This window comes from Thalassospira sp. MIT121401 (assembly GCF_047125595.1).
Classification (GTDB): Bacteria; Pseudomonadota; Alphaproteobacteria; order Rhodospirillales; family Thalassospiraceae; genus Thalassospira; species Thalassospira povalilytica.
The window spans coordinates 1,203,697-1,222,795 of the sequence record NZ_CP138926.1 but is presented as its reverse complement, the minus strand read 5'-3'; the positions used below and the strand labels follow the sequence as shown (position 1 = coordinate 1,222,795).

The following is a 19,099-nucleotide window of genomic DNA, read 5'->3' as shown; positions in this document are numbered from 1 at the left end:
CTTCTTTGTTTGCTTGGGGCCATGTTGCTTAGGGCCATTTTGCTTCGGGCGGGAGCGACATCAGGATGGCTTCGGTATTGCCACCGGTCATCAGGCCAAAGCGCGTGCCGCGGTCGTGCAGCAGATTGAATTCGACATAGCGGCCACGTTTGACCAGCTGTGCCTGACGGTCTTCGTCGGTCCAGGATTTGTTGTAATGGCGCGCCACCAGTTTCGGATAGATATCGCGAAATGCCTTGCCGACATCCCGGGTAAAGGCAAAGTCCGCATCCCAGTCGGCATCGAGATAATCATAGAAAATCCCGCCAACCCCGCGCGGTTCGTTGCGGTGCGGCAGCCAGAAATATTCATCGCACCATTTTTTGAAGCGGTCGTAATAATCATCGCCATGGTCATCACAGGCGGCCTTGAGCGCACCGTGGAAATCGGCGGTGTCTTCGTCTTGCGGGAAGACCGGGGTCAGATCCGCCCCGCCGCCAAACCATGCCTTGGTGGTGACGATATGGCGGGTATTCATATGCACCGCTGGAACATGGGGCGAACAGGGATGGGCCACCAGCGAAATGCCCGCCGCCCAGAAACTCGGGTTTTCGGCCGCACCGGGAATTTCGGCACGGAATTTTTCGGAAAATTCGCCATGCACGGTCGAGATATTGACCCCGACCTTTTCAAAGACCCGGCCCTTCATGACCGACATTTCACCGCCGCCCTCGCCCGGGCCGCGTTCCCAGACCGTGCGTTCAAACCGCCCGGCCGGACGGTCCGACAGCGGTCCGGCATAGCTGTCTTCAAGCGCCTCGAAGCTGGCACAGATTTCATCGCGCAGCTGACGGAACCACGCCTTTGCGGTGTTCTTGCGGGTTTCGATCAGGGTTTCGTCCTTGCTGCTCATTACGTCCTCTTTGGAAAGCTGTTGGTCTGGCGGAGCGCTTCGCCCAGCGTCATCGCGGTTGCCATCGCCACATTGAGCGATCGCATTTCGGGCTGCATCGGGATCACCACCCGGGCATCGACATAGTTATGGACCTGATCGGGGACGCCTTTGCTTTCGGAGCCCAGCATCAGGATATCGTCAGGCCGGAATTCGAAATCGCAATAGGGTTCGGCCCCCTTGGTGGTCAGCAGAACCAGACGACCCGGCACCGTGCCCTGATCGCGGGCTTCGACGAAGCTGCGCCAATCGGCATGGCGTATATAATCGGCCTTGCCAAGATAATCCATCCCGGCGCGTTTGAGGGCGGCCGAGGTCAGCAAAAATCCGCACGGTTCGATAATATCGACCGGCAATCCGAAACAGGCCGCCATGCGCAGGATTGTTCCGGTATTTTGCGGGATGTCGGGTTCAAATAAACAAATTCTCATGACGCACTTTTAGAATCGTTGGTGATCCGATGTCGAATCAGATCATTGAAGACATATAATTACCCGTTAATAGCCCTATTAGACTTTTTTGGAATAAGAAAAACCAAAGCGCCAAACCATTGGTTCGCAAGGCCCACGATACCCGCAAATACGCTAGGTTTTACCGAATTGTGCACCGCAAAACCAAATGATCTTATTGAATGCAAACAAATTGCAACTCCAAGTTCTCCTTAACAAACCGAATTTTTGTTAGTATGACGGAGCGGAAACAGGCCTAAAGGCTTTTAGTGACGTCATTGTTTGATTTTCATCAAGGGAATTCAAACGAGGATGTCCTAAGTCTTGCTTTTGGCAATCCACATGCCTGTTTTGGGGGCAGAAAGAGGGATAAATTATGTCGCAAACGGTGCATTCATCCGGCGATCACCAGCCGGACGAGAACCGCAGGGATTTCCTGACCTTGGCGACCACTGCCGTCGGTGTCGTTGGCACCGGTGTTGCGTTGTGGCCGTTCGTGGACAGCATGAACCCGTCCAAAGATGTTCTCGCACTTGCCTCGGTCGAGGTTAATCTGGCCAACATCCCGGTTGGTCAGGCCGTCAAGGTAATGTGGCGAGGCAAACCGGTCTTTATCCGCCATCGTACAGAGCGCGAAATCAATGAAGCCAATGAGGTTGCATTGAACGAGCTGGTCGATCCGCAGGCCGACGACGCACGTGTCGAGAAAAAGGAATGGCTGATTGTTGTCGGCGTATGCACCCATCTGGGTTGCATCCCGATGGGCACCGCCACCGGGGAAGCCCGTGGCGATTATGATGGTTGGTACTGTCCGTGCCATGGCTCGCACTATGATACGTCGGGCCGTATCCGCCGTGGTCCTGCGCCGAAGAATCTTGAGGTGCCGACCTACACCTTCCTCACCGACACAACCGTCCGTATCGGCTAAGGAGCTGTATGATGAGCGCACCTCAATGGAATAACAAAGTGGTGAAATGGGTTGATGACCGTCTTCCGGTAATCTCCATGCTGCACCATTCCGCTTACGAATATCCGACCCCGAAAAACCTGTCCTATATGTGGAACTTCGGTTCCCTGGCGGGCTTTGTTCTGGTGACGATGATCCTTACCGGGATTTTCCTGGTAATGAACTATACCCCGCATACCGATATGGCCTTTGAGTCGGTCGAGCGCATCATGCGTGATGTGAACCATGGCTGGCTGATCCGCTATATCCACATGAATGGCGCATCGATGTTCTTCATCTGTGTCTTCATCCATATTTTCCGTGGCCTGTATTACGGGTCCTACAAGGCGCCGCGCGAAGTGCTTTGGTGGATCGGCATCCTGATCCTTCTGGCGATGATGGCGACTGCTTTCATGGGTTATGTCCTGCCCTGGGGCCAGATGTCCTTCTGGGGTGCGACGGTTATTACCAACCTGTTCTCGGCCTTCCCGATCATTGGCGATCCGCTGGTGACGTGGCTTTGGGGCGGTTTCTCGGTTGATAACCCGACGCTGAACCGGTTCTTCTCGCTGCATTATCTGATGCCGTTCGTCATTCTGGGCCTTGTTGTCCTGCATGTCTGGGCGCTGCACAGTGTGCGGTCGAACAACCCGACCGGCGTTGAAATCAAAACCCCGCAAGACAGCATTCCGTTCCACCCGTATTACACGATCAAGGATCTGTTCGGGCTGGGCGTGTTCCTGATCTTCTTCTGCGCGTTTGTGTTCTTTGCACCGGATTACCTTGGCCACCCGGACAACTATATTCCGGCCAACCCGCTGGTAACCCCGCCGCACATCGTGCCGGAATGGTACTTCCTGCCGTTCTATGCGATCCTGCGTTCGATCGATTTCACCATCCTTGGCATCCCGGCAAAGCTGCTTGGTGTTCTGGCGATGTTTGCATCGATCGTCATCCTGTTCGTTATTCCGTGGCTTGATACCTCGAAGGTTCGCAGCTCGAAATTCCGTCCGGTTTACAAATGGTTCTTCTGGCTGTTTGTGATCGATACCTTCATCCTCGGCTATTGCGGGGCGAAGGCACCGGATGACTATTTCATGGGAATTCCGGGTCTTAAGGTTATCGTGATGGGTCAGCTTTCGACGCTGTATTACTTCGCGCATTTCCTTGTTGTGATGCCATTGGTCGGGAAGCTTGAAAGAACCAAACCGCTTCCGGCAAGCATCAGTGAGTCTGTTTTGAAGGAGGGTGCAAATGCGTAAGTTCGCACTGACCGCAATTGCTGCCGCCTTCGCGGTAACTGCATTCACCGGTAACGCAGCCAAGGCTGCCGGGGACGCCCCGGTACCGCCGTCACAGGACTGGAGCTGGAAGGGTCTGTTTGGCACGTATGATCGTGCCCAGCTGCAACGTGGTTTCCAGGTCTATAAAAACGTTTGTGCGGGTTGTCACAGCCTGCGGTTCATTGCCTTCCGCAACCTTGAAGGCATTGGATTTAACGAAGACCAGATCAAGGCGATTGCGGCGGAATATGACATTGAAGACGGTCCGAATGACGATGGTGACATGTTCACCCGTCCGGGCAAGCCGTCGGATTATTTCCCGTCTCCGTTCCCGAACGAAAAGGCTGCGGCTGCTTCGAACGGCGGGGCAATTCCGCCTGATCTGTCCCTGATGACCAAAGCACGTGTCGCGGGCCCGGACTATGTGTTCGCGCTTCTGACCGGTTACGAGGAAGAAGCCCCGGAAGGGTTCGATCTTTCCGATGGCAAATCCTATAACCACTATTTCCCGGGCCACCAGATTTCCATGGCACCGCCGCTTTATGATGAAGCGGTCGAATATACCGATGGAACCCCGGCAACCCTGGAACAGCATGCACGTGACGTTGTTGCCTTCCTGAACTGGACGGCACAGCCGGAACTTGAAGCCCGCAAGGAGCTTGGCCTTAAGGTCATCCTGTTCCTGATCGTGCTGACGGCGATGCTGTATGCGGTGAAACGCAAAATCTGGCGCGATATCGAACATTAAGTTCGGTCATCTGCCCAAGACCTTTGAACAGGCCATCCGTCGTTCGGATGGCCTGTTTGTTTTTGCGCATCTGATGCGCAATCATGGTATTTGACCGCGCTTATCCCATGCCATTGAATGGCGTTCGGCATCGAGCCCGCCCCAATGAAAGCGCCCCGGCATGACCAGTGATCAATTCGCCCTTTATTTTCTGGCAGTCTTTATCGCCACCCTGACCCCCGGCCCGGCCATCATGCTGGGCATTACCAACAGCATCCGGTTCGGCCCGCGTGCGTCGCTGATCGGGGCGCTGGGCTGTGTGACGGGGACCGGGCTTATGGGGTTGTTATCCGCACTGGGTCTGGGCGCGCTGATCATGACATCGGGCGTGCTGTTTTCGATCATCCATTATGTCGGCGCGGGCTATCTGATCTGGCTGGGCATCAAGTTCTGGCGCGACAGCAGACTGCCCGCCGTCGAAGGGGTCAACAGCACCGAACCCAAACGCACGCCGGGTATCTTGCGCCTTTATGTTCAGGGTTTCATCGTTTCGGCAAGCAATCCCAAGGCCATTGCGTTCTTTACCGCGCTGTTCCCGTTATTCATTGACCATAATGCGCCGCTGATTTCGCAATTTGCCATCATGGATACGACATTTGTCATCATGTCGTTTTCATCGATCATGGCCTATTCGATGTTTGCCGCCCGGTCGCGCCAGTTCCTGACCGGGAATGGCAAGAAATGGTTCCAGCGCATTTCAGGCAGCATCTTTGTCAGTTTCGGGATCGGGCTTGCGGTTTCGGCGCGCTAGGCCGAGACAACCAAAGCAGAAAGCCGAATCATGCAGCCAATGCAGGCACGGGCAACAGCAGAACGAACCGGCACCTAATAGGTGAAATAATCAACAACCAGCCGGTCTATTTCGCCCTGGTTGCGCATGTCAGCCAGGGCCTTGTCGAGGTCATCGGCGAACTGATCGCGCCAGGGCCACTGGTTATCCGGGTCCGGGCCATAGGCGACAAAGCCGAATTCCTGCCCGATGATGGCGGTTTCGTTGAACAGGCGCGCCATGTTCTTGTCGATGGCAAGTTCGCGCATTCCCGCCAGAATGGCCATGCGTTCATTGACATAGCAATCAACCCGCCCGGCCATCAGAAAACGCAGGTTGCTGGCGGTTGTGTTGGCTTCTTCAAGGGTGATGTCACCGGCATCGACCATGTCAAAGAATGCCTCGCCCGCCAGTCGATAGCCGGCATTATTGGCAAAACGGGCATCCTTGAAATCGCGCGGAAAGACTTTGAGATCGTGGCTGTGGGCGTAATCATTGCTGCACAGGACGACGACCGTTTCACGCAGGATCGGGATCGAATAGCGGTCAATCCAGTCGCGGTCCTTGCGCGCATAGGGCGGGAAAAACCCCATGATCTTGCCATCCTTGAGCAATTCCATGCCACGGCGAAACGGCACGCTGACAATATCGAGATGATATTGCGGCATTCTGGCGAAGGCCTTTTTGAGGATGCGCACATAGATGCCTTCGGCGCCGGTTCCGTCAAAATAGGCATAGGGACGGTTGCTGTCTTCGGCATAAAGGGTAATCGTGCGCGGAATATTGCTGCTTTGGACCGGCTCGGCGCGGGCGCAAAGCGATGTGGTCAGCACAGCCCCGACCAGCATGCACCCCGTAAAGCGGACAGCATTTTGCACAGCATTTCTGAAATTCATGCCCCTATTATGGGGGAAGACTGCACGGGTCTGTCAATTGTCATGAGGTAACAGATCATTGCAGATCAATGCCGATCATTGCCGATCCGGGCGCCAAACCGGCCCGGACATCATGCGGGCTTGTCGGTCCGATCCGTAAGCGCCGCATCATCGGCGGCATCGGCGACATCGACCATAGCGGACCGCGATGACAGGACGTGGTCCTTTTGATGCTGATGATTGCCTTCGGCCGGGCGAAGGGGCGGTACGGTTACCGGAATGTGGACCAGACGGCGCTTGCGCGACGGGGTGCCGGTGCTGGCATAAAGCTGTTTGCCGGCTTCGACGATCGAGACACCGGCAAAGGCCTTGAACAGGCGCGATCCGATATTTTCAAACAGCTGCGACCAGCGCAGGAACAGGCGGCGCTGGGTCGGTGGCAGGAACAGCGCGCGGCTGTGCTGAACCGGCAGGAACATGTTTTCGCGCATCAGGTTTTGCAATTGGGACACGCTATAGGGATGGCCATAGCCAAACGGCGTCTTTTCCGACCAGGACCACAGCGAGCTTCGGTTCGGAGTCACGACCACGATCCGGCCATTGGGCGTCAAGACCCGCCAGCATTCGCGCATCAGACGGCGCATGGAATCGGAATGTTCGACCAGATGGACCAGCAGAATGCGATCAACCGAACTGTCCGGCAGCGGCAGCATGGTTTCTTCGGTCAGGGCGACACGGTTTTCTTCGTCCACGGGCCAGTGCACGCAGCCCTGACGGGCGGGCATGAAGGCCATAACGCGTTCGGCCTCGCCGATAAAGGGGCGCAGATAGGGCGTGGCATAGCCAAAGCCCAGCACCCGCATGCCCCGCACATCCGACCACATGACGCGCAGGCGCCTGCGGATCAGGCGACGGGCGGCCTGACCGATACTGCTGGCATAAAAACGGTGAAGATCAACGACATCCTGCGGCATTCGGTAAACCTATCATCCCCTTTGCGGCACGGAAACATCTTTGCAGACAGTTCGGTCCCGACCCTAGCATAGAATGTCAAAATCTTTGGATTTTGGGTGATTGTTTCAAGACAGTCCTTGCTGATAGTCTTGGGGCAATTACACAAATTCAGTGCAGAGGTACGCCATGGCCGCGGGCGAAGTGATCGTTATTCCGTGTCTTTCAGACAATTACACCTATCTTGTGCGCTGTCATTACAGCGACGTCACCGCCGTGATTGATCCGGGCGAAGCAGCCCCGGTGATTGCCGCCCTTGAAGAACGGGGCTGGAACCTTGATCTGGTGATCAATACCCATCACCACCATGACCATATTGGCGGCAATGGCGAACTGATTGAAAAATACGGGGCGAAGCTTTTGGGTCCGGCGGCGGAAAGTGCGCGCATTCCCAATATGGATGAAACATGCGCCGAGGGGGATCAGGTTCTGATCGGGGATCTCAAGGGGCGGGTCTTTGACGTTCCGGGTCATACCAGCGGCCATATTGCGTTTTATTTCCCGGCGGTTACTGCGCTGTTTTCGGGCGACAGCCTGTTTGCGCTGGGCTGCGGGCGGTTGTTTGAAGGCACACCGGCACAGATGTGGGATTCCCTTTGCAAGTTCCGCGATCTTCCGGGCAGCACCCAGGTCTATTGCGGGCATGAATATACCCAGTCCAATGCGCGCTTTGCCAAAACCATCGAACCGGATAATCCGATCCTGATTGCACGCTGTCAGGATATTGACGGGCTGCGCGCGCGCAATTTGCCGACCATTCCATCGCGTCTGGATGTCGAGCTTGCGACCAACCCGTTCCTGCGGGCTGATGAGCCGTCGCTTGCCGCAGCAATCGGCATGAGCGGCCAAAGCCCGGTCGATATCTTTGCCGAGATCCGCAAGCGCAAGGACAGTTTCTAGGATCAGGGTCCGGGTCTGGGTCTGGGTCCGGGGTTATTGCATCTGCTTGAACAGGACATTCTGATCAAGCAGATAGCGCGAGAATAAAGGCAGGCTTGCCGCCCCGATGGCACGCGCGGCACTGCCGACCTGGCCCTGTTCGATATGGGGGCGTTCGATGCCCTGAAGGTCAAGGTCGCTGGTGGCCGCCCGGGTTGCCGCGACCAGCCGGGCACAGACATCAGGCGGAAAGCCGCCATCGACAATCACCGCTTCAAAATCGATCACCGAACAGACCGAGGTAATGGCGATTGCCAGACTGCGTGCGGTGTGGCTGATCCAGATATCAAGGGTTTCACCCAGCGTGTTCCAATAGTCCGGGTCGCGCCACAGCATGGCGGGATCACGGCCGTCGCGGGTCAGCATATCTTCAAGCACAAAGATCGATGCCTGATCGATCAGTTGGCTGGGATGGCCGCTGCGCGAGGAAACCGGCATTGATCCGAAAGCCCCGGCATTGCCGGTACGCCCGGCATAAAGCGCCTGATTGAGCACCACGCCACCGCCGATAAATGATCCGATAAAGAAATAGGCAAAGTCGGCATAGTTCGGACCAAGGCCAAAGACCAGTTCGGCCCCGCAGGCGGCGGTCGCGTCATTTTGCTGAAAGACCGGGAAGGGCACGATGGCGCCGATGGTGTCGATCAGATCGACTTCGCGCCAGGCATTCATGTCTTCGACCGGGGCGCCGACTTCATCCACCCAGTTCCAGAGTTCAAACGGGGCGGCAATGCCGATCCCGGCAATGCGGTTGCGCTGATCCGTGCCAAGACCGGCGGTGATGCGGTCAATCGAGTCCCGGACAAATTGGCGGATGCCATCGGGGGTCGGGTATTTGTAGGCTTCCTTGAGCGACGCCCGCACGGTGCCGACAAAATCCAGCAGGATCAGTTCGGCACTGCGCCGGCCGATCTTCAGACCATAAGAAAATACCCCGTCAGGATTAAGCGCCATCGGGACTTTGGGTTTGCCGACCTTGCCGCGGACCGGGGTGCCGCGTTTGAGCAATCCGTCCTTTTCAAGGGCGCGCATGATCACGGACACCGTTTGGGCCGAAAGCCCCGAAAGCCTTGCAATATCGGCCTTTGACAGACCGGCATTGCGGCGGACCAGCGACAGGACAAGCCGTTCATTATAGGCGCGCACACGCAGCTGATTGGCGCCACCGCCCGGATGCAGCGGACGTGCTGCCTGATCTTCCGCCCCTGTTTGGTCGGGGCTGGTCGATATGGTTTGCGTCATCTGGTCCTCCCACTCGGGTCCTTTAATGCCCGATTGCGGTTCAGAGTGACAGGATTAATTAATAAATCAACCGGATTTATTAATTGACAGCCCCGCCGGATTGGTGTGTGCTAGGCGGCAGACAGGTTGAAGGCCCTGAAGAAAATGCGCGCCACGATCTGTTGGAAAACAAATGGTGCTGGTCGAAACCGATCAGCCATTCAGGTTCATCCCTGGGAGGAAACACATGAAAAAAGCACTTCTTGGCGCAACCCTTGGTGCGCTTGCTCTTGGCCTTTCGGCTGCCCCCAATGCGGCACAGGCTGCCGATATCGGGGCCTGCCTGATTACCAAAACCGACATCAACCCGTTCTTTGTCAAAATGAAAGAAGGGGCTTCGGCCAAGGCCGAGGAACTTGGCATCGATCTTTCGACCTATGCCGGGAAAATCGATGGCGACCATGAAACACAGGTCCAGGCCATCGAGTCCTGCATTGCATCGGGGGCCAAGGGTATTCTTCTGACCGCATCGGACACCAAGGCGATTGTGCCGGTGGTCAAAAAGGCCCGCGATGCCGGGCTGCTTGTGATTGCGCTTGATACGCCGCTTGAACCGATCGATGCGGCCGATGCAACCTTTGCCACTGACAATTTCAAGGCAGGCGAGCTGATTGGTCAGTGGGCGGCGGCCAAACTGGGTGACAAGGCAAGTGATGCGAAAATCGCGCTGCTTGATCTGTCGCCAAGTGCGCCGTCGGTCGATGTCTTGCGCGATCAGGGCTTCATGAAAGGTTTCGGGATCGACATCAAGGACCCCAACAAGATCGGGGACGAGGATGACGCCCGGATCGTTGGTCACGACGTGACCAGCGGCAATGAGGAAGGTGGCCGCAAAGCCATGGAAAACCTTATGCAGCGCGACCCGGATATCAATGTTGTCTATACGATCAACGAACCGGCCGCGGCGGGTGCCTATGAGGCGCTCAAGGCATTTGGCATGGAAGAAGGCGTTCTGATTGTTTCGGTCGATGGCGGCTGCCCGGGTGTGGCCAACGTCAAGGATGGCGTGATTGGTGCGACCTCCCAGCAATATCCGCTTCTGATGGCGTCCAAGGGAATCGAAGCAATCAAGGCATGGGCGGATAGCGGTGAAAAACCCCAGAATTCGCAGGGCCTGAACTTCTATAACACCGGCGTCAATCTTGTGACCGACCAGCCTGTTGACGGCGTGCCGTCAATCAGCGTTGCCGAGGGCACGGATCGCTGCTGGGGTTAAGGATCCCTTCCGCTTCGAAGGAGGGCGGCAAGAAGTTCGCCCTCCTTGTCCCACTTTAGATTACACTTGGTCGACATCCGCAAACCAAACCGGTCATCAGAACCGGACGGATGACTTCCGGGCCGTGCGTGCACCCTGCCCCGCACAGACCCGAACCAGGTCGGGAGGAACAGATGAGCGATACAGCTCAATCGTCACGCAAAAAACAGGATTTCGAGCAGTCGCTTGAATCCAGTGACCGCTCCATTGCAACATTCGAACACAAATCACGCAGCCTGTTTGACAATGTGCAGCATTTCCTGCACGGCAACCCGACGATGGTGCCGGTGATCGTTCTGATCGCGTCCATCGTGATTTTCGGCTTTGTTGCAGGCAGCAAATTCTTTTCACCCTTTAACCTGTCGCTGATCATGCAGCAGGTCTCGATCATCGGGATTCTGGCCGCGGCACAAAGCCTTGTCATCCTGACCGCGGGCATCGATCTTTCGGTCGGGGCGATCATGGTTCTGATGTCGGTGATCATGGGCCAGCTTGCCATTACCCTTGGCGTGCCCGCCCCGATTGCGATCATTGCGGGCTGTATCGGGGGGATTGCGGCCGGGGGGCTTAACGGTTTTCTGGTCACCCGGATCAAGTTGCCACCTTTCATCGTCACACTGGGCACCTGGAATATTTTCTTTGCGCTTAATCTGTGGCTTTCGGGCGCGCAGTCGATCCGCAGCCAGACGCTTGATGAAATTGCCCCGCTTTTGAAATTCTTTGGCGAAAGCATCGCGCTTGGCGGGGCACGCATCACCTATGGGTCGATCCTGATGCTGGTGATTTTCGGAGTGCTTTGGTACATCCTGAACCATACCAGCTGGGGGCGGCATGTTTATGCGATTGGCGATGACAAGGAAGCCGCCGAGCTTTCGGGCATCCGCACCAACCGTACCCTGATCATGGTTTATGGCCTGGCCGGACTTGTATGCGGCATCGGGGCATGGGCATCGATCGGACGTGTCGGATCGGTTTCACCACAAAGCTTTCAGGAAGCCAACCTTCAATCGATTACCGCAGTTGTGATTGGCGGCATCTCGCTGTTTGGCGGGCGCGGGTCGATCATCGGTCCGCTGATCGGGGCGCTGATTGTTGGCGTGTTCAATTCCGGGCTTCGCTTGGCGGGGGTGGATGTTCTGTGGCAGGTCTTTGCCATTGGCTGGCTGACCATCATTGCCGTGGCCATTGACCAGTGGATCAGAAAGGTGTCGTCATGAGCAACACAACAAAACCGGTTCTTCGGGCACGCGGGATTGTCAAACGCTATGGCCGGGTAACCGCACTTGATCATGCCGATTTCGATCTTTATCCCGGCGAGGTCCTGGCCGTTATCGGTGATAACGGGGCGGGGAAATCATCGCTGATCAAGGCGCTTTCCGGGGCGATCACGATTGATGAAGGCAGCATCGAACTAGATGGCAAGCCGATCGGTTTCACATCGCCGATGGAGGCCCGCGAAGCCGGGATCGAGACGGTTTATCAGAACCTTGCGCTGTCACCGGCCCTGTCGATTGCCGATAACATGTTCATGGGGCGCGAGCTTCGCAAAAAAGGCTTCATGGGCAAATATTTCGGTGCACTTGATCACAAGGAAATGCAGCGGCTGGCACGTGAAAAGCTGTCCGAGCTTGGCCTGATGACCATTCAGAACATCAACCAGGCGGTCGAGACCCTTTCTGGGGGGCAACGCCAGGGGGTTGCGGTCGCACGGGCAGCGGCATTCGGATCGCGCGTCGTGATCATGGATGAACCGACCGCCGCCCTTGGTGTGAAGGAAAGCCGGCGTGTGCTGGATCTGATTGCCGATGTGAAGGCGCGCGGCATGCCGATTGTGCTGATTTCGCACAATATGCCCCATGTGTTCGAGGTCGCGGACCGCATTCATGTCCATCGGCTGGGCAAACGGCTTTGTACCATCAAGCCCGATGATTACAGCATGTCCGATGCGGTTGCCTTCATGACCGGGGCCATGGAACCACCCGCGGCGGATGCCGCCACCTGATCCGATGATGGTTGACCCGACACTGATATGACACCAGACCGGGCGGGGCAGAATGACCCAAAGCAGCACCCCTGCCCCGCCCGTTCAAAAACAAAAACCCACAAGACATCAATTCCAGAAGACCCAACCCAGATGACACCCGACATTGACGAACTGGCGGCGATGATCCGCGCACAACAAACTGATGATCAGCGCATCCTGGTTGCGATCATCGGGGCACCAGCATCGGGCAAATCACATTTGTCCGACCGGCTTTATCACCATCTGGGGGGTGATGAAGCCGGTGCTGCTGTTGTGCCGATGGATGGTTTTCATTTTGATGATGCGATCCTGAAACAGCGCGGGCTGTTATCGCGCAAGGGCGCGCCGCACACCTTTGATGTCGGGGGATTGAGACGCATCCTGCTTGCGCTGCGTGATAGCCCAGATGAAGAGATCTATGTGCCGGTTTTTGACCGCGCACTTGAAATATCACGCGGATCGGCACGCGCCATTTCGCCGCGCCACCGCATCATTCTGGTCGAAGGCAATTACCTGTTGCTTGATCAGGAACCATGGAACGGGCTTCACGGGCTTTTTGATCTGTCGGTATTTCTTGAAGTGCCTGAAGAAACCCTGCGCGCACGCCTGATTGACCGGTGGCAGGGCCTTGGCTTTGACCATCAATCAGCAATCACCAAAGCCGAGCATAATGATCTGCCCAATGCCTTGACGGTTGCCAGATCCAGCAAACCGGCCACCATCACAATCACAAACGTGTAATGAAATCCCCGTCAAGCAGGATGCGGGTCAGCCAGTCGATGACGGCGCGGACTTGGGGCAGATGGCGTTTTTCCTGATGGGTTAGAAGCCAGACTTCGCGGCCGGTCGGGTGATATGTATCGAGGCATCTGAGAAAGTCGATGCGATCCCCGACGCATCGGGGCAAAAGGGCGCAACAGGCGTGCCCCGTCATCATTGAAACCATGATCGATCCGCGATTGGCATAGCCGATGACCGTCCGGTCGGGGAAATGATCGGCCAGCCATTTTTGTTCGGGCTTGTCGGCAAAGAATTCGTCAAGGTCGATCCATGGCAGGGTTTGCGGATCCACCGCGGTTGCCGGCAGCCCGTTCGGATTGCAATAGATGCCATATTCAAGATAACCGAGCTTGCGGATATGAAACGCCCCGCTATCGGGTCGGGCCAGGCGGATGGCGATATCGGTTTCACGTTGTGGCAGACTGAGATTGCGGTTGGCCCCGATCAGTTCCAAAGCAATTTTCGGAAAGCGTTGATGCAGATCGGCGATATGCGGGGCGACGCAATCTTGTAAAATCGCATCAACCCCGGTCAGGCGCACAATGCCGCCAACAGCCCCGTCAGCCTGTTCGGAAACCGGATCGCGTGTCAGCAAATCCGATACCGTGTCCTGCATGTGCCGGGCGGTTTGCAACAGGACCTGCGCACGGGCGGTTGGTACCAGCACACGACCATCGCGGTGCAAAATGGCATAGCCCACCCATTCTTCCAGCCGGGCAATGCGGCGCGCCACCGTCGTCTGGTTCACCCCGAGTTCACGGGCAGCGGCACTCATATTCCCGGCCTGACAGACATGGGCAAAGGTCCGCAATCCTTCCCAATCAAGTGACATCATACATTCCACTGATCTGCATTTTTGCAGATTATAATCGAATTATTGCCGATGGATAATGCAATTTCGCAGAGACATGATGGGGCATCAGCGAAACAACCGAAGGATGCCGAAAATGACTGCGAAAACCATTTTTGATCTTGCCGGGGCAAGTCTTGTGACCGGAACACCCGATGATGCCGCCCTGATCGTCATTGACGCACAGGAAGAATACCGCAGCGGCAAACTGCAACTGTCGGGTCTTGAGCCCGCACTGGCCAATATTCAGAAACTTCTGAGCCATTGGCGGGCACAGGGCGGGACCGTTATCCATATTCAGCATCACGCAACCGGCCTGTTTGATCCAAGCGGCCCCTATGCCGCGATCATGGCCGAGGTTGCGCCCAAGGAGGGTGAGGCAATCCTGACCAAATCGGTCCCAAGTTCGTTTGGCGGCACCGGACTTGACGAACTGTTGCAACAGGGCGGTTTCAAGCAGCTGGTGATCACCGGCTTCATGACACATGTTTGTGTATCAACCACCGCCCGGGTCGCCGATGAAAAGGGGTTTGGGGTCACGGTGGTATCGGATGCCACCACCACGCGCGATCTGCCCGATGCCATCAGCGGCAAGGCAATACCGGCCGCTGACCTGCATCGCCACGAACTGACCATGCTGGGTGATACCTTTGCCAAGATCGTCTCGACCAGGGATGTATTGGCAGCCTGATCCCGGATAGACAAAACGCCCCGCAAATTTGTCTGCGGGGCGTTGTTTTGATCCGGCGCAGGCGGGATCAGAACATGTGCTGACCGCCATTGATCGACAGGCAGGAACCGGTGATGAAGCCGGAATTCGGGCCGCAAAGATACAGGATCGCCTGGGCGATTTCGTCGGCTTCGCCCAGTCGGCCGACCGGGATTTTGGCAACGATACCTTCGAGAACCTTTTCCGGGACAGCCGCCACCATGTCGGTATTGATATAGCCCGGCGCGATGGTGTTGACCGTAATGCCCTTGCGCGCGACTTCCTGGGCAAGGGCCTTGGTAAAGCCGTGCACACCGGCCTTGGCCGCGGAATAGTTGGTCTGGCCGAACTGACCGGCCTGCCCGTTGATCGAGGAAATATTGACAATGCGGCCAAAGCCGCGGGCCCGCATGCCTTCAAGAACCGGTTTGGTCATATAGAATAGCGAGCTGAGATTGGTTTCGATCACCGCATGCCATTGTTCGGTTTCCATTTTATGCATGAAACCGTCACGGGTGATGCCGGCATTGTTGATCAGAATATCGATCGGGCCAATATCGGCCTCGACCTTGGCGATGCCAGCCGCACAGCCATCGGGATCCGCGACGCTCCATTTGCAGGTTGCAATGCCTGTTTCATCGCTGAAGGCCTTTGCGGCCTCGTCATTGCCAGCATAGTTTGCAACAACGGTATAGCCCGCATCCTTGAGCGCCAGGCTGATTGCCTTGCCAATACCGCGCGTTCCACCGGTTACCAGTGCTGTTTTTGTCATGGTCGCCTCCCTAAACTTCGTTCATCAAGCCTGTCTTCATAACGAGTCTCGTAGTTTGCCCTTCTACGACGCACGTAACTTTAATCCATAAACTACCTTATATATGTAATTTTATTACTTCTCCATGATCTATGTCAGCCGGTCGGTTTAGTCTTTCGTCGCACTGCAGCATGACTTTCTGAAATGCAAACGGGGCCTCCCCCATTCAAGAGGACGCCCCGCGCAGCAGAAAATTCAGTCAGAAACTTGCGTTAGCGCTCGACGCACAGCGCAACTCCCATGCCGCCACCGATGCAAAGCGTCGCGAGACCTTTTTTCGCGTCGCGTTTCTGCATTTCATACAGCAGCGTGGTGAAGACACGTGCGCCCGATGCCCCGATCGGATGGCCAAGCGCAATCGCACCGCCATTGACATTGACCTTGTCGGTATCCCAGCCCATGTCGCGATTGACCGCAATTGCCTGGGCGGCAAAGGCTTCGTTGGCTTCGATCAGGTCAAGGTCGGCGGCCGACCAGCCGGCTTTTTCAAGGGCCTTTTTCGAGGCCGGGATCGGACCTGAGCCCATGATGGCCGGATCAACACCCGCCGTCGCCCAGCTTTTGATTGTTGCAAGCGGGGTCAGGCCACGTTTGGCGGCTTCGGCTGCGGACATCACAACAAGGGCAGCAGCCCCGTCATTGATGCCCGATGCGTTGCCGGCCGTGACCGTGCCTTCCTTGTCAAAGGCCGGGCGCAGTTTGGCCATGCCTTCGGCAGTTGCACCATGGCGCGGATATTCATCGGTATCAAAGACGATATCGCCCTTGCGGTTGGCGATGGTTACCGCAGCGATTTCATCATTGAAACGACCGGATTTCTGGGCGGCTTCGGCCTTGTTCTGGGAACCGGCTGCAAAGGCGTCCTGTTCTTCGCGCGAGATACCCCATTTGGCGGCAATGTTTTCAGCCGTATTGCCCATGTGATAGCCGTTGAAAGCGCACCACAGGCCGTCCTTGATCATGCTGTCGATGAATTTGACATCGCCCATTTTATGCCCGGCGCGCAGATGTGCGACATGGGTTGAAAGCGACATGTTTTCCTGACCACCGGCAACCACGATATTGGCGTCCCCGGTCATGATCTGCTGGGCGGCAAGGGCCACCGTGCGCAGACCCGAACCACAGACCTGGTTGATCAAAAAGGCGGTTGCGCGATCCGAGATGCCCGCACCGATGGCGGCCTGACGGGCGGGGTTCTGCCCCTGCCCCCCTGTGAGAACCTGGCCGAGGATGACTTCATCCACCGCGTCCCCTTCAACGCCCGCGCGTTCCAGTGCAGCCTTGATGGCAACAGCACCCAGATCATGTGCCGGCGTATTCGCCAGCGTACCACTGAATGCGCCGATTGGTGTACGTGCTGCACCCACAATTACGACGTCGGTCATGAAACCCTCCGATTATTCCTGATTACGTTTCCCTGGACCGGGCAACGATTTTTCATTTCTGCCCAGACATGGTCCTGTGACGATATTATCGCACTGCAACAATTTTCCAAGCATTGATGCCTACCACTTTCGGACAGCCCCGCCGGACTACACCCCAAAGCCGATTTACGCCACGTCTTTGCATAACCTGTGATTAAGAGTGTGCGCCTTGCGCCCCTAGATCGCAAGCCCCGGTTCATCTTTTAGGACTTCTGTCACAATATAGGTCCGGTACCAGACGATATTGTCATCGGCGTCAAAAAGAGTTTCACACAGGGCGGTATATTCGGCCATGTCACGCATATGCAAAACCAGAACGCCGGTGACCTCGCCGGTGACAAGGTAGCATTGCTGAACAGCGGCGAGGTCGCGGACCTTGGCAATGAAGCCCTGGCGATAACGATTACCGTGCCGGTGGAATTCAAGATTGATCACCGCGGTCAGGGGCCGACCGACAAAGGCCGGATCAATGACCGCGACTGTTTTGCGAATCACCCCGTTTTCACGCAGCCTGGCGACCCGGCGCAAGCAGGCCGATGGCGAAAGGCCGATCCGTTCGGCCAGTTCGGCATTGGGGATGTCTGCATCTGTCTGCAACAGACGCAGGATTTTCATATCGATCTGATCCAGTTCGGCCATAGATACGCAACTCCAAAGCGCGATTTCACCACATAACGCTGCCACATTGCGTGCGTTTGCGCAAATTCGCCGCCCACCCATCGGGAACGCATGGCATGATCCGGGCATCAGAGACCCTCGCCCACCAGCGAACAAATCGAGATGACAGGTTTGCCCCCTGTCAAAGACTGTCAAAGAACGGGATGGACAGACCGGCATCTTTGCCCCAGAGATGCCGGGAAGATCATTCAGTCGAACTGCCACCGCCCCAACCGCAACCTGTTCGGATGTGATCCTTGCGCGCACCAAAGGGCCCGCCACATCATGACCAACGGATAACCGCCCCGATGACCCGTGCCACGCAACGTTATGTTTTTGATCTGATCAATCGCAGCCAGAAGCTTTTCATCACCCTGATGAAGGTGATGCTGCCGGTGATGATCATTGTCCGCATTGCCGAGGAATTCGGCGCGATCAAGGTGGCGTCGGATCTTTTGACGCCGGTGATGTCATTGATCGGGTTGCCGGCCGAGGCGGGCCTGATCTGGGCGACCTGTGCGCTGGTCAGCATGTATGGCGCGGTTGGGGCCTTTATCGGGTTGTCGGCCCATCTTGATATGACGGCCGCACAGTTAAGCGCGCTTTGCGCCATGATGCTGTTTGCCCATGGTCTTCCGGTCGAACAGGCGATTGTCAAACGGGCCGGTGCCAGCCTGATTGCGACCACGGCCCTTCGGGTCGGGGCGGCCATCGGGTATGGCGCATTGGTCACATGGGTCAGCAACATGACAGGCTGGCTGTCCGAGCCGGTGGATTTTTCATGGATGGCCGGCAGCACGGTCAATGAAACCGCATCCGGGCTTGCCGGTTGGGGGGACTGGGTGGTGCAGACCGTCAAATCGCTGATTGTCAGTTTTGCCGTGATTACCGCGCTTCTGGTGGTACTGGATGTCATGAAGGTCACGGGGCTTACCGACAAGTTCACCCTTGCCCTGTCGCCGATCTTGCGGGTTTCGGGCCTGTCGCGTGATGTCGCCCCGGTCACGACCATTGGTGTGTTGCTGGGCCTGACATTTGGCGGGGCGCTGATCATTGATGATGCGCGCAAGAACAATTACCCGCCGCGCACGCTGTTCCTGTCACTGAGCTGGTTGTCGCTGTCGCATTCATTGATCGAGGATACGGCGATCATGCTGGCACTTGGTGCCGATATCTGGGTGGTTCTGGTCGGGCGGGTGATCCTGACCCTGATCATCATCGCCCTTCTGGCCCGCCTGACCATCCGCTGGGACCGCAAACCCGACCCTAAACCCGATCAACTGGTGACCGATACATCAGGCTGATTATGGCGCGGGCTG

General features: G+C 56.7%; 20 protein-coding genes. 11 read left to right on the top strand and 9 right to left on the bottom strand.

Annotated elements, in window-relative coordinates; all coding sequences use genetic code 11:
- Positions 1 to 28: 28 nt before the first annotated feature.
- Positions 29 to 892, bottom strand: coding sequence for an oxygen-dependent coproporphyrinogen oxidase (gene hemF, locus SIB88_RS05490; protein WP_412557548.1), 864 nt, complete (start codon positions 890 to 892; stop codon positions 29 to 31).
- Positions 892 to 1,362, bottom strand: coding sequence for a tRNA (cytidine(34)-2'-O)-methyltransferase (locus tag SIB88_RS05485; RefSeq protein ID WP_068518323.1), 471 nt, complete (start codon positions 1,360 to 1,362; stop codon positions 892 to 894). Before SIB88_RS05485 ends, hemF begins: the two co-directional genes overlap by 1 nt.
- A gap of 394 nt (positions 1,363 to 1,756) precedes the next feature.
- On the opposite strand from SIB88_RS05485, the gene petA reads away from it, so the two are divergent.
- The 4 genes from petA to SIB88_RS05465 all read left to right on the top strand — a co-directional run bounded on the left by petA (position 1,757) and on the right by SIB88_RS05465 (position 5,147).
- Complete coding sequence (gene petA, locus SIB88_RS05480; protein ID WP_068518324.1) at positions 1,757 to 2,308, top strand: ubiquinol-cytochrome c reductase iron-sulfur subunit; 552 nt, start codon at positions 1,757 to 1,759, stop codon at positions 2,306 to 2,308.
- 8 nt (positions 2,309 to 2,316) lie between these two features.
- Positions 2,317 to 3,588 carry a cytochrome b gene (locus SIB88_RS05475; RefSeq protein ID WP_082817765.1) on the top strand — a complete coding sequence of 424 codons (1,272 nt, stop codon included), beginning with the start codon at positions 2,317 to 2,319 and terminating at the stop codon, positions 3,586 to 3,588.
- Positions 3,581 to 4,357, top strand: a complete 777-nt coding sequence (locus SIB88_RS05470; protein ID WP_068518326.1) for a cytochrome c1 — start codon at positions 3,581 to 3,583, stop codon at positions 4,355 to 4,357. Before SIB88_RS05475 ends, SIB88_RS05470 begins: the two co-directional genes overlap by 8 nt.
- A gap of 160 nt (positions 4,358 to 4,517) precedes the next feature.
- Positions 4,518 to 5,147: a LysE family translocator gene (locus SIB88_RS05465; RefSeq protein ID WP_412557547.1), complete on the top strand. Its 630-nt coding sequence runs from the start codon at positions 4,518 to 4,520 to the stop codon at positions 5,145 to 5,147.
- 74 nt (positions 5,148 to 5,221) lie between these two features.
- Here the strand turns inward: SIB88_RS05465 and SIB88_RS05460 are convergent, their stop codons facing one another.
- Together SIB88_RS05460 and SIB88_RS05455 are read right to left on the bottom strand one after the other, a co-directional pair.
- On the bottom strand, positions 5,222 to 6,061 hold the full coding sequence (locus SIB88_RS05460; protein ID WP_412557546.1) for a substrate-binding periplasmic protein: 840 nt from the start codon (positions 6,059 to 6,061) through the stop codon (positions 5,222 to 5,224).
- 110 nt (positions 6,062 to 6,171) lie between these two features.
- Entirely contained in the window at positions 6,172 to 7,014 is an 843-nt protein-coding gene (locus SIB88_RS05455) for a methyltransferase domain-containing protein (protein WP_412557545.1), read from the bottom strand.
- 166 nt (positions 7,015 to 7,180) lie between these two features.
- On the opposite strand from SIB88_RS05455, the gene gloB reads away from it, so the two are divergent.
- Positions 7,181 to 7,951 carry a hydroxyacylglutathione hydrolase gene (gloB, locus tag SIB88_RS05450; protein ID WP_250282036.1) on the top strand — a complete coding sequence of 257 codons (771 nt, stop codon included), beginning with the start codon at positions 7,181 to 7,183 and terminating at the stop codon, positions 7,949 to 7,951.
- 33 nt (positions 7,952 to 7,984) lie between these two features.
- Here gloB and SIB88_RS05445 read toward each other — a convergent pair whose 3' ends face one another.
- Complete coding sequence (locus tag SIB88_RS05445) at positions 7,985 to 9,232, bottom strand: ROK family transcriptional regulator (RefSeq protein WP_082817767.1); 1,248 nt, start codon at positions 9,230 to 9,232, stop codon at positions 7,985 to 7,987.
- A 226-nt stretch (positions 9,233 to 9,458) separates the two neighbouring features.
- On the opposite strand from SIB88_RS05445, the gene SIB88_RS05440 reads away from it, so the two are divergent.
- From SIB88_RS05440 to SIB88_RS05425, 4 genes are all read left to right on the top strand, one after another.
- A complete protein-coding gene (locus SIB88_RS05440) occupies positions 9,459 to 10,487 on the top strand; it encodes a sugar ABC transporter substrate-binding protein (protein ID WP_068518330.1) in 1,029 nt (342 codons plus the stop codon).
- A 173-nt stretch (positions 10,488 to 10,660) separates the two neighbouring features.
- A complete protein-coding gene (locus SIB88_RS05435; RefSeq protein ID WP_068518331.1) occupies positions 10,661 to 11,743 on the top strand; it encodes an ABC transporter permease in 1,083 nt (360 codons plus the stop codon).
- Positions 11,740 to 12,528: an ATP-binding cassette domain-containing protein gene (locus SIB88_RS05430; RefSeq protein ID WP_286888153.1), complete on the top strand. Its 789-nt coding sequence runs from the start codon at positions 11,740 to 11,742 to the stop codon at positions 12,526 to 12,528. Before SIB88_RS05435 ends, SIB88_RS05430 begins: the two co-directional genes overlap by 4 nt.
- Before the next feature lie 132 nt (positions 12,529 to 12,660).
- Entirely contained in the window at positions 12,661 to 13,290 is a 630-nt protein-coding gene (locus SIB88_RS05425; protein WP_412557544.1) for a nucleoside triphosphate hydrolase, read from the top strand.
- Here SIB88_RS05425 and SIB88_RS05420 read toward each other — a convergent pair.
- On the bottom strand, positions 13,277 to 14,164 hold the full coding sequence (locus tag SIB88_RS05420; protein ID WP_412557543.1) for a LysR family transcriptional regulator: 888 nt from the start codon (positions 14,162 to 14,164) through the stop codon (positions 13,277 to 13,279). The genes SIB88_RS05425 and SIB88_RS05420 overlap by 14 nt on opposite strands.
- Before the next feature lie 112 nt (positions 14,165 to 14,276).
- Here SIB88_RS05420 and SIB88_RS05415 point away from each other — a divergent pair, with 112 nt between their 5' ends.
- Positions 14,277 to 14,870 (top strand): cysteine hydrolase family protein, encoded by a 594-nt coding sequence (locus tag SIB88_RS05415; protein ID WP_412557542.1) that lies wholly within the window; start codon positions 14,277 to 14,279, stop codon positions 14,868 to 14,870.
- 67 nt (positions 14,871 to 14,937) lie between these two features.
- Here the strand turns inward: SIB88_RS05415 and phbB are convergent, their stop codons facing one another.
- The 3 genes from phbB to SIB88_RS05400 form a co-directional block, all read right to left on the bottom strand.
- Positions 14,938 to 15,660 carry an acetoacetyl-CoA reductase gene (gene phbB / locus SIB88_RS05410; RefSeq protein WP_068518334.1) on the bottom strand — a complete coding sequence of 241 codons (723 nt, stop codon included), beginning with the start codon at positions 15,658 to 15,660 and terminating at the stop codon, positions 14,938 to 14,940.
- 251 nt (positions 15,661 to 15,911) lie between these two features.
- Entirely contained in the window at positions 15,912 to 17,084 is a 1,173-nt protein-coding gene (locus tag SIB88_RS05405) for an acetyl-CoA C-acetyltransferase (protein WP_068518335.1), read from the bottom strand.
- A 216-nt stretch (positions 17,085 to 17,300) separates the two neighbouring features.
- Positions 17,301 to 17,762, bottom strand: a complete 462-nt coding sequence (locus SIB88_RS05400; protein WP_412557541.1) for an Lrp/AsnC family transcriptional regulator — start codon at positions 17,760 to 17,762, stop codon at positions 17,301 to 17,303.
- Between the two features lie 326 nt (positions 17,763 to 18,088).
- On the opposite strand from SIB88_RS05400, the gene SIB88_RS05395 reads away from it, so the two are divergent.
- Positions 18,089 to 19,084, top strand: coding sequence for a hypothetical protein (locus SIB88_RS05395; RefSeq protein ID WP_412557540.1), 996 nt, complete (start codon positions 18,089 to 18,091; stop codon positions 19,082 to 19,084).
- Positions 19,085 to 19,099: the final 15 nt, after the last annotated feature.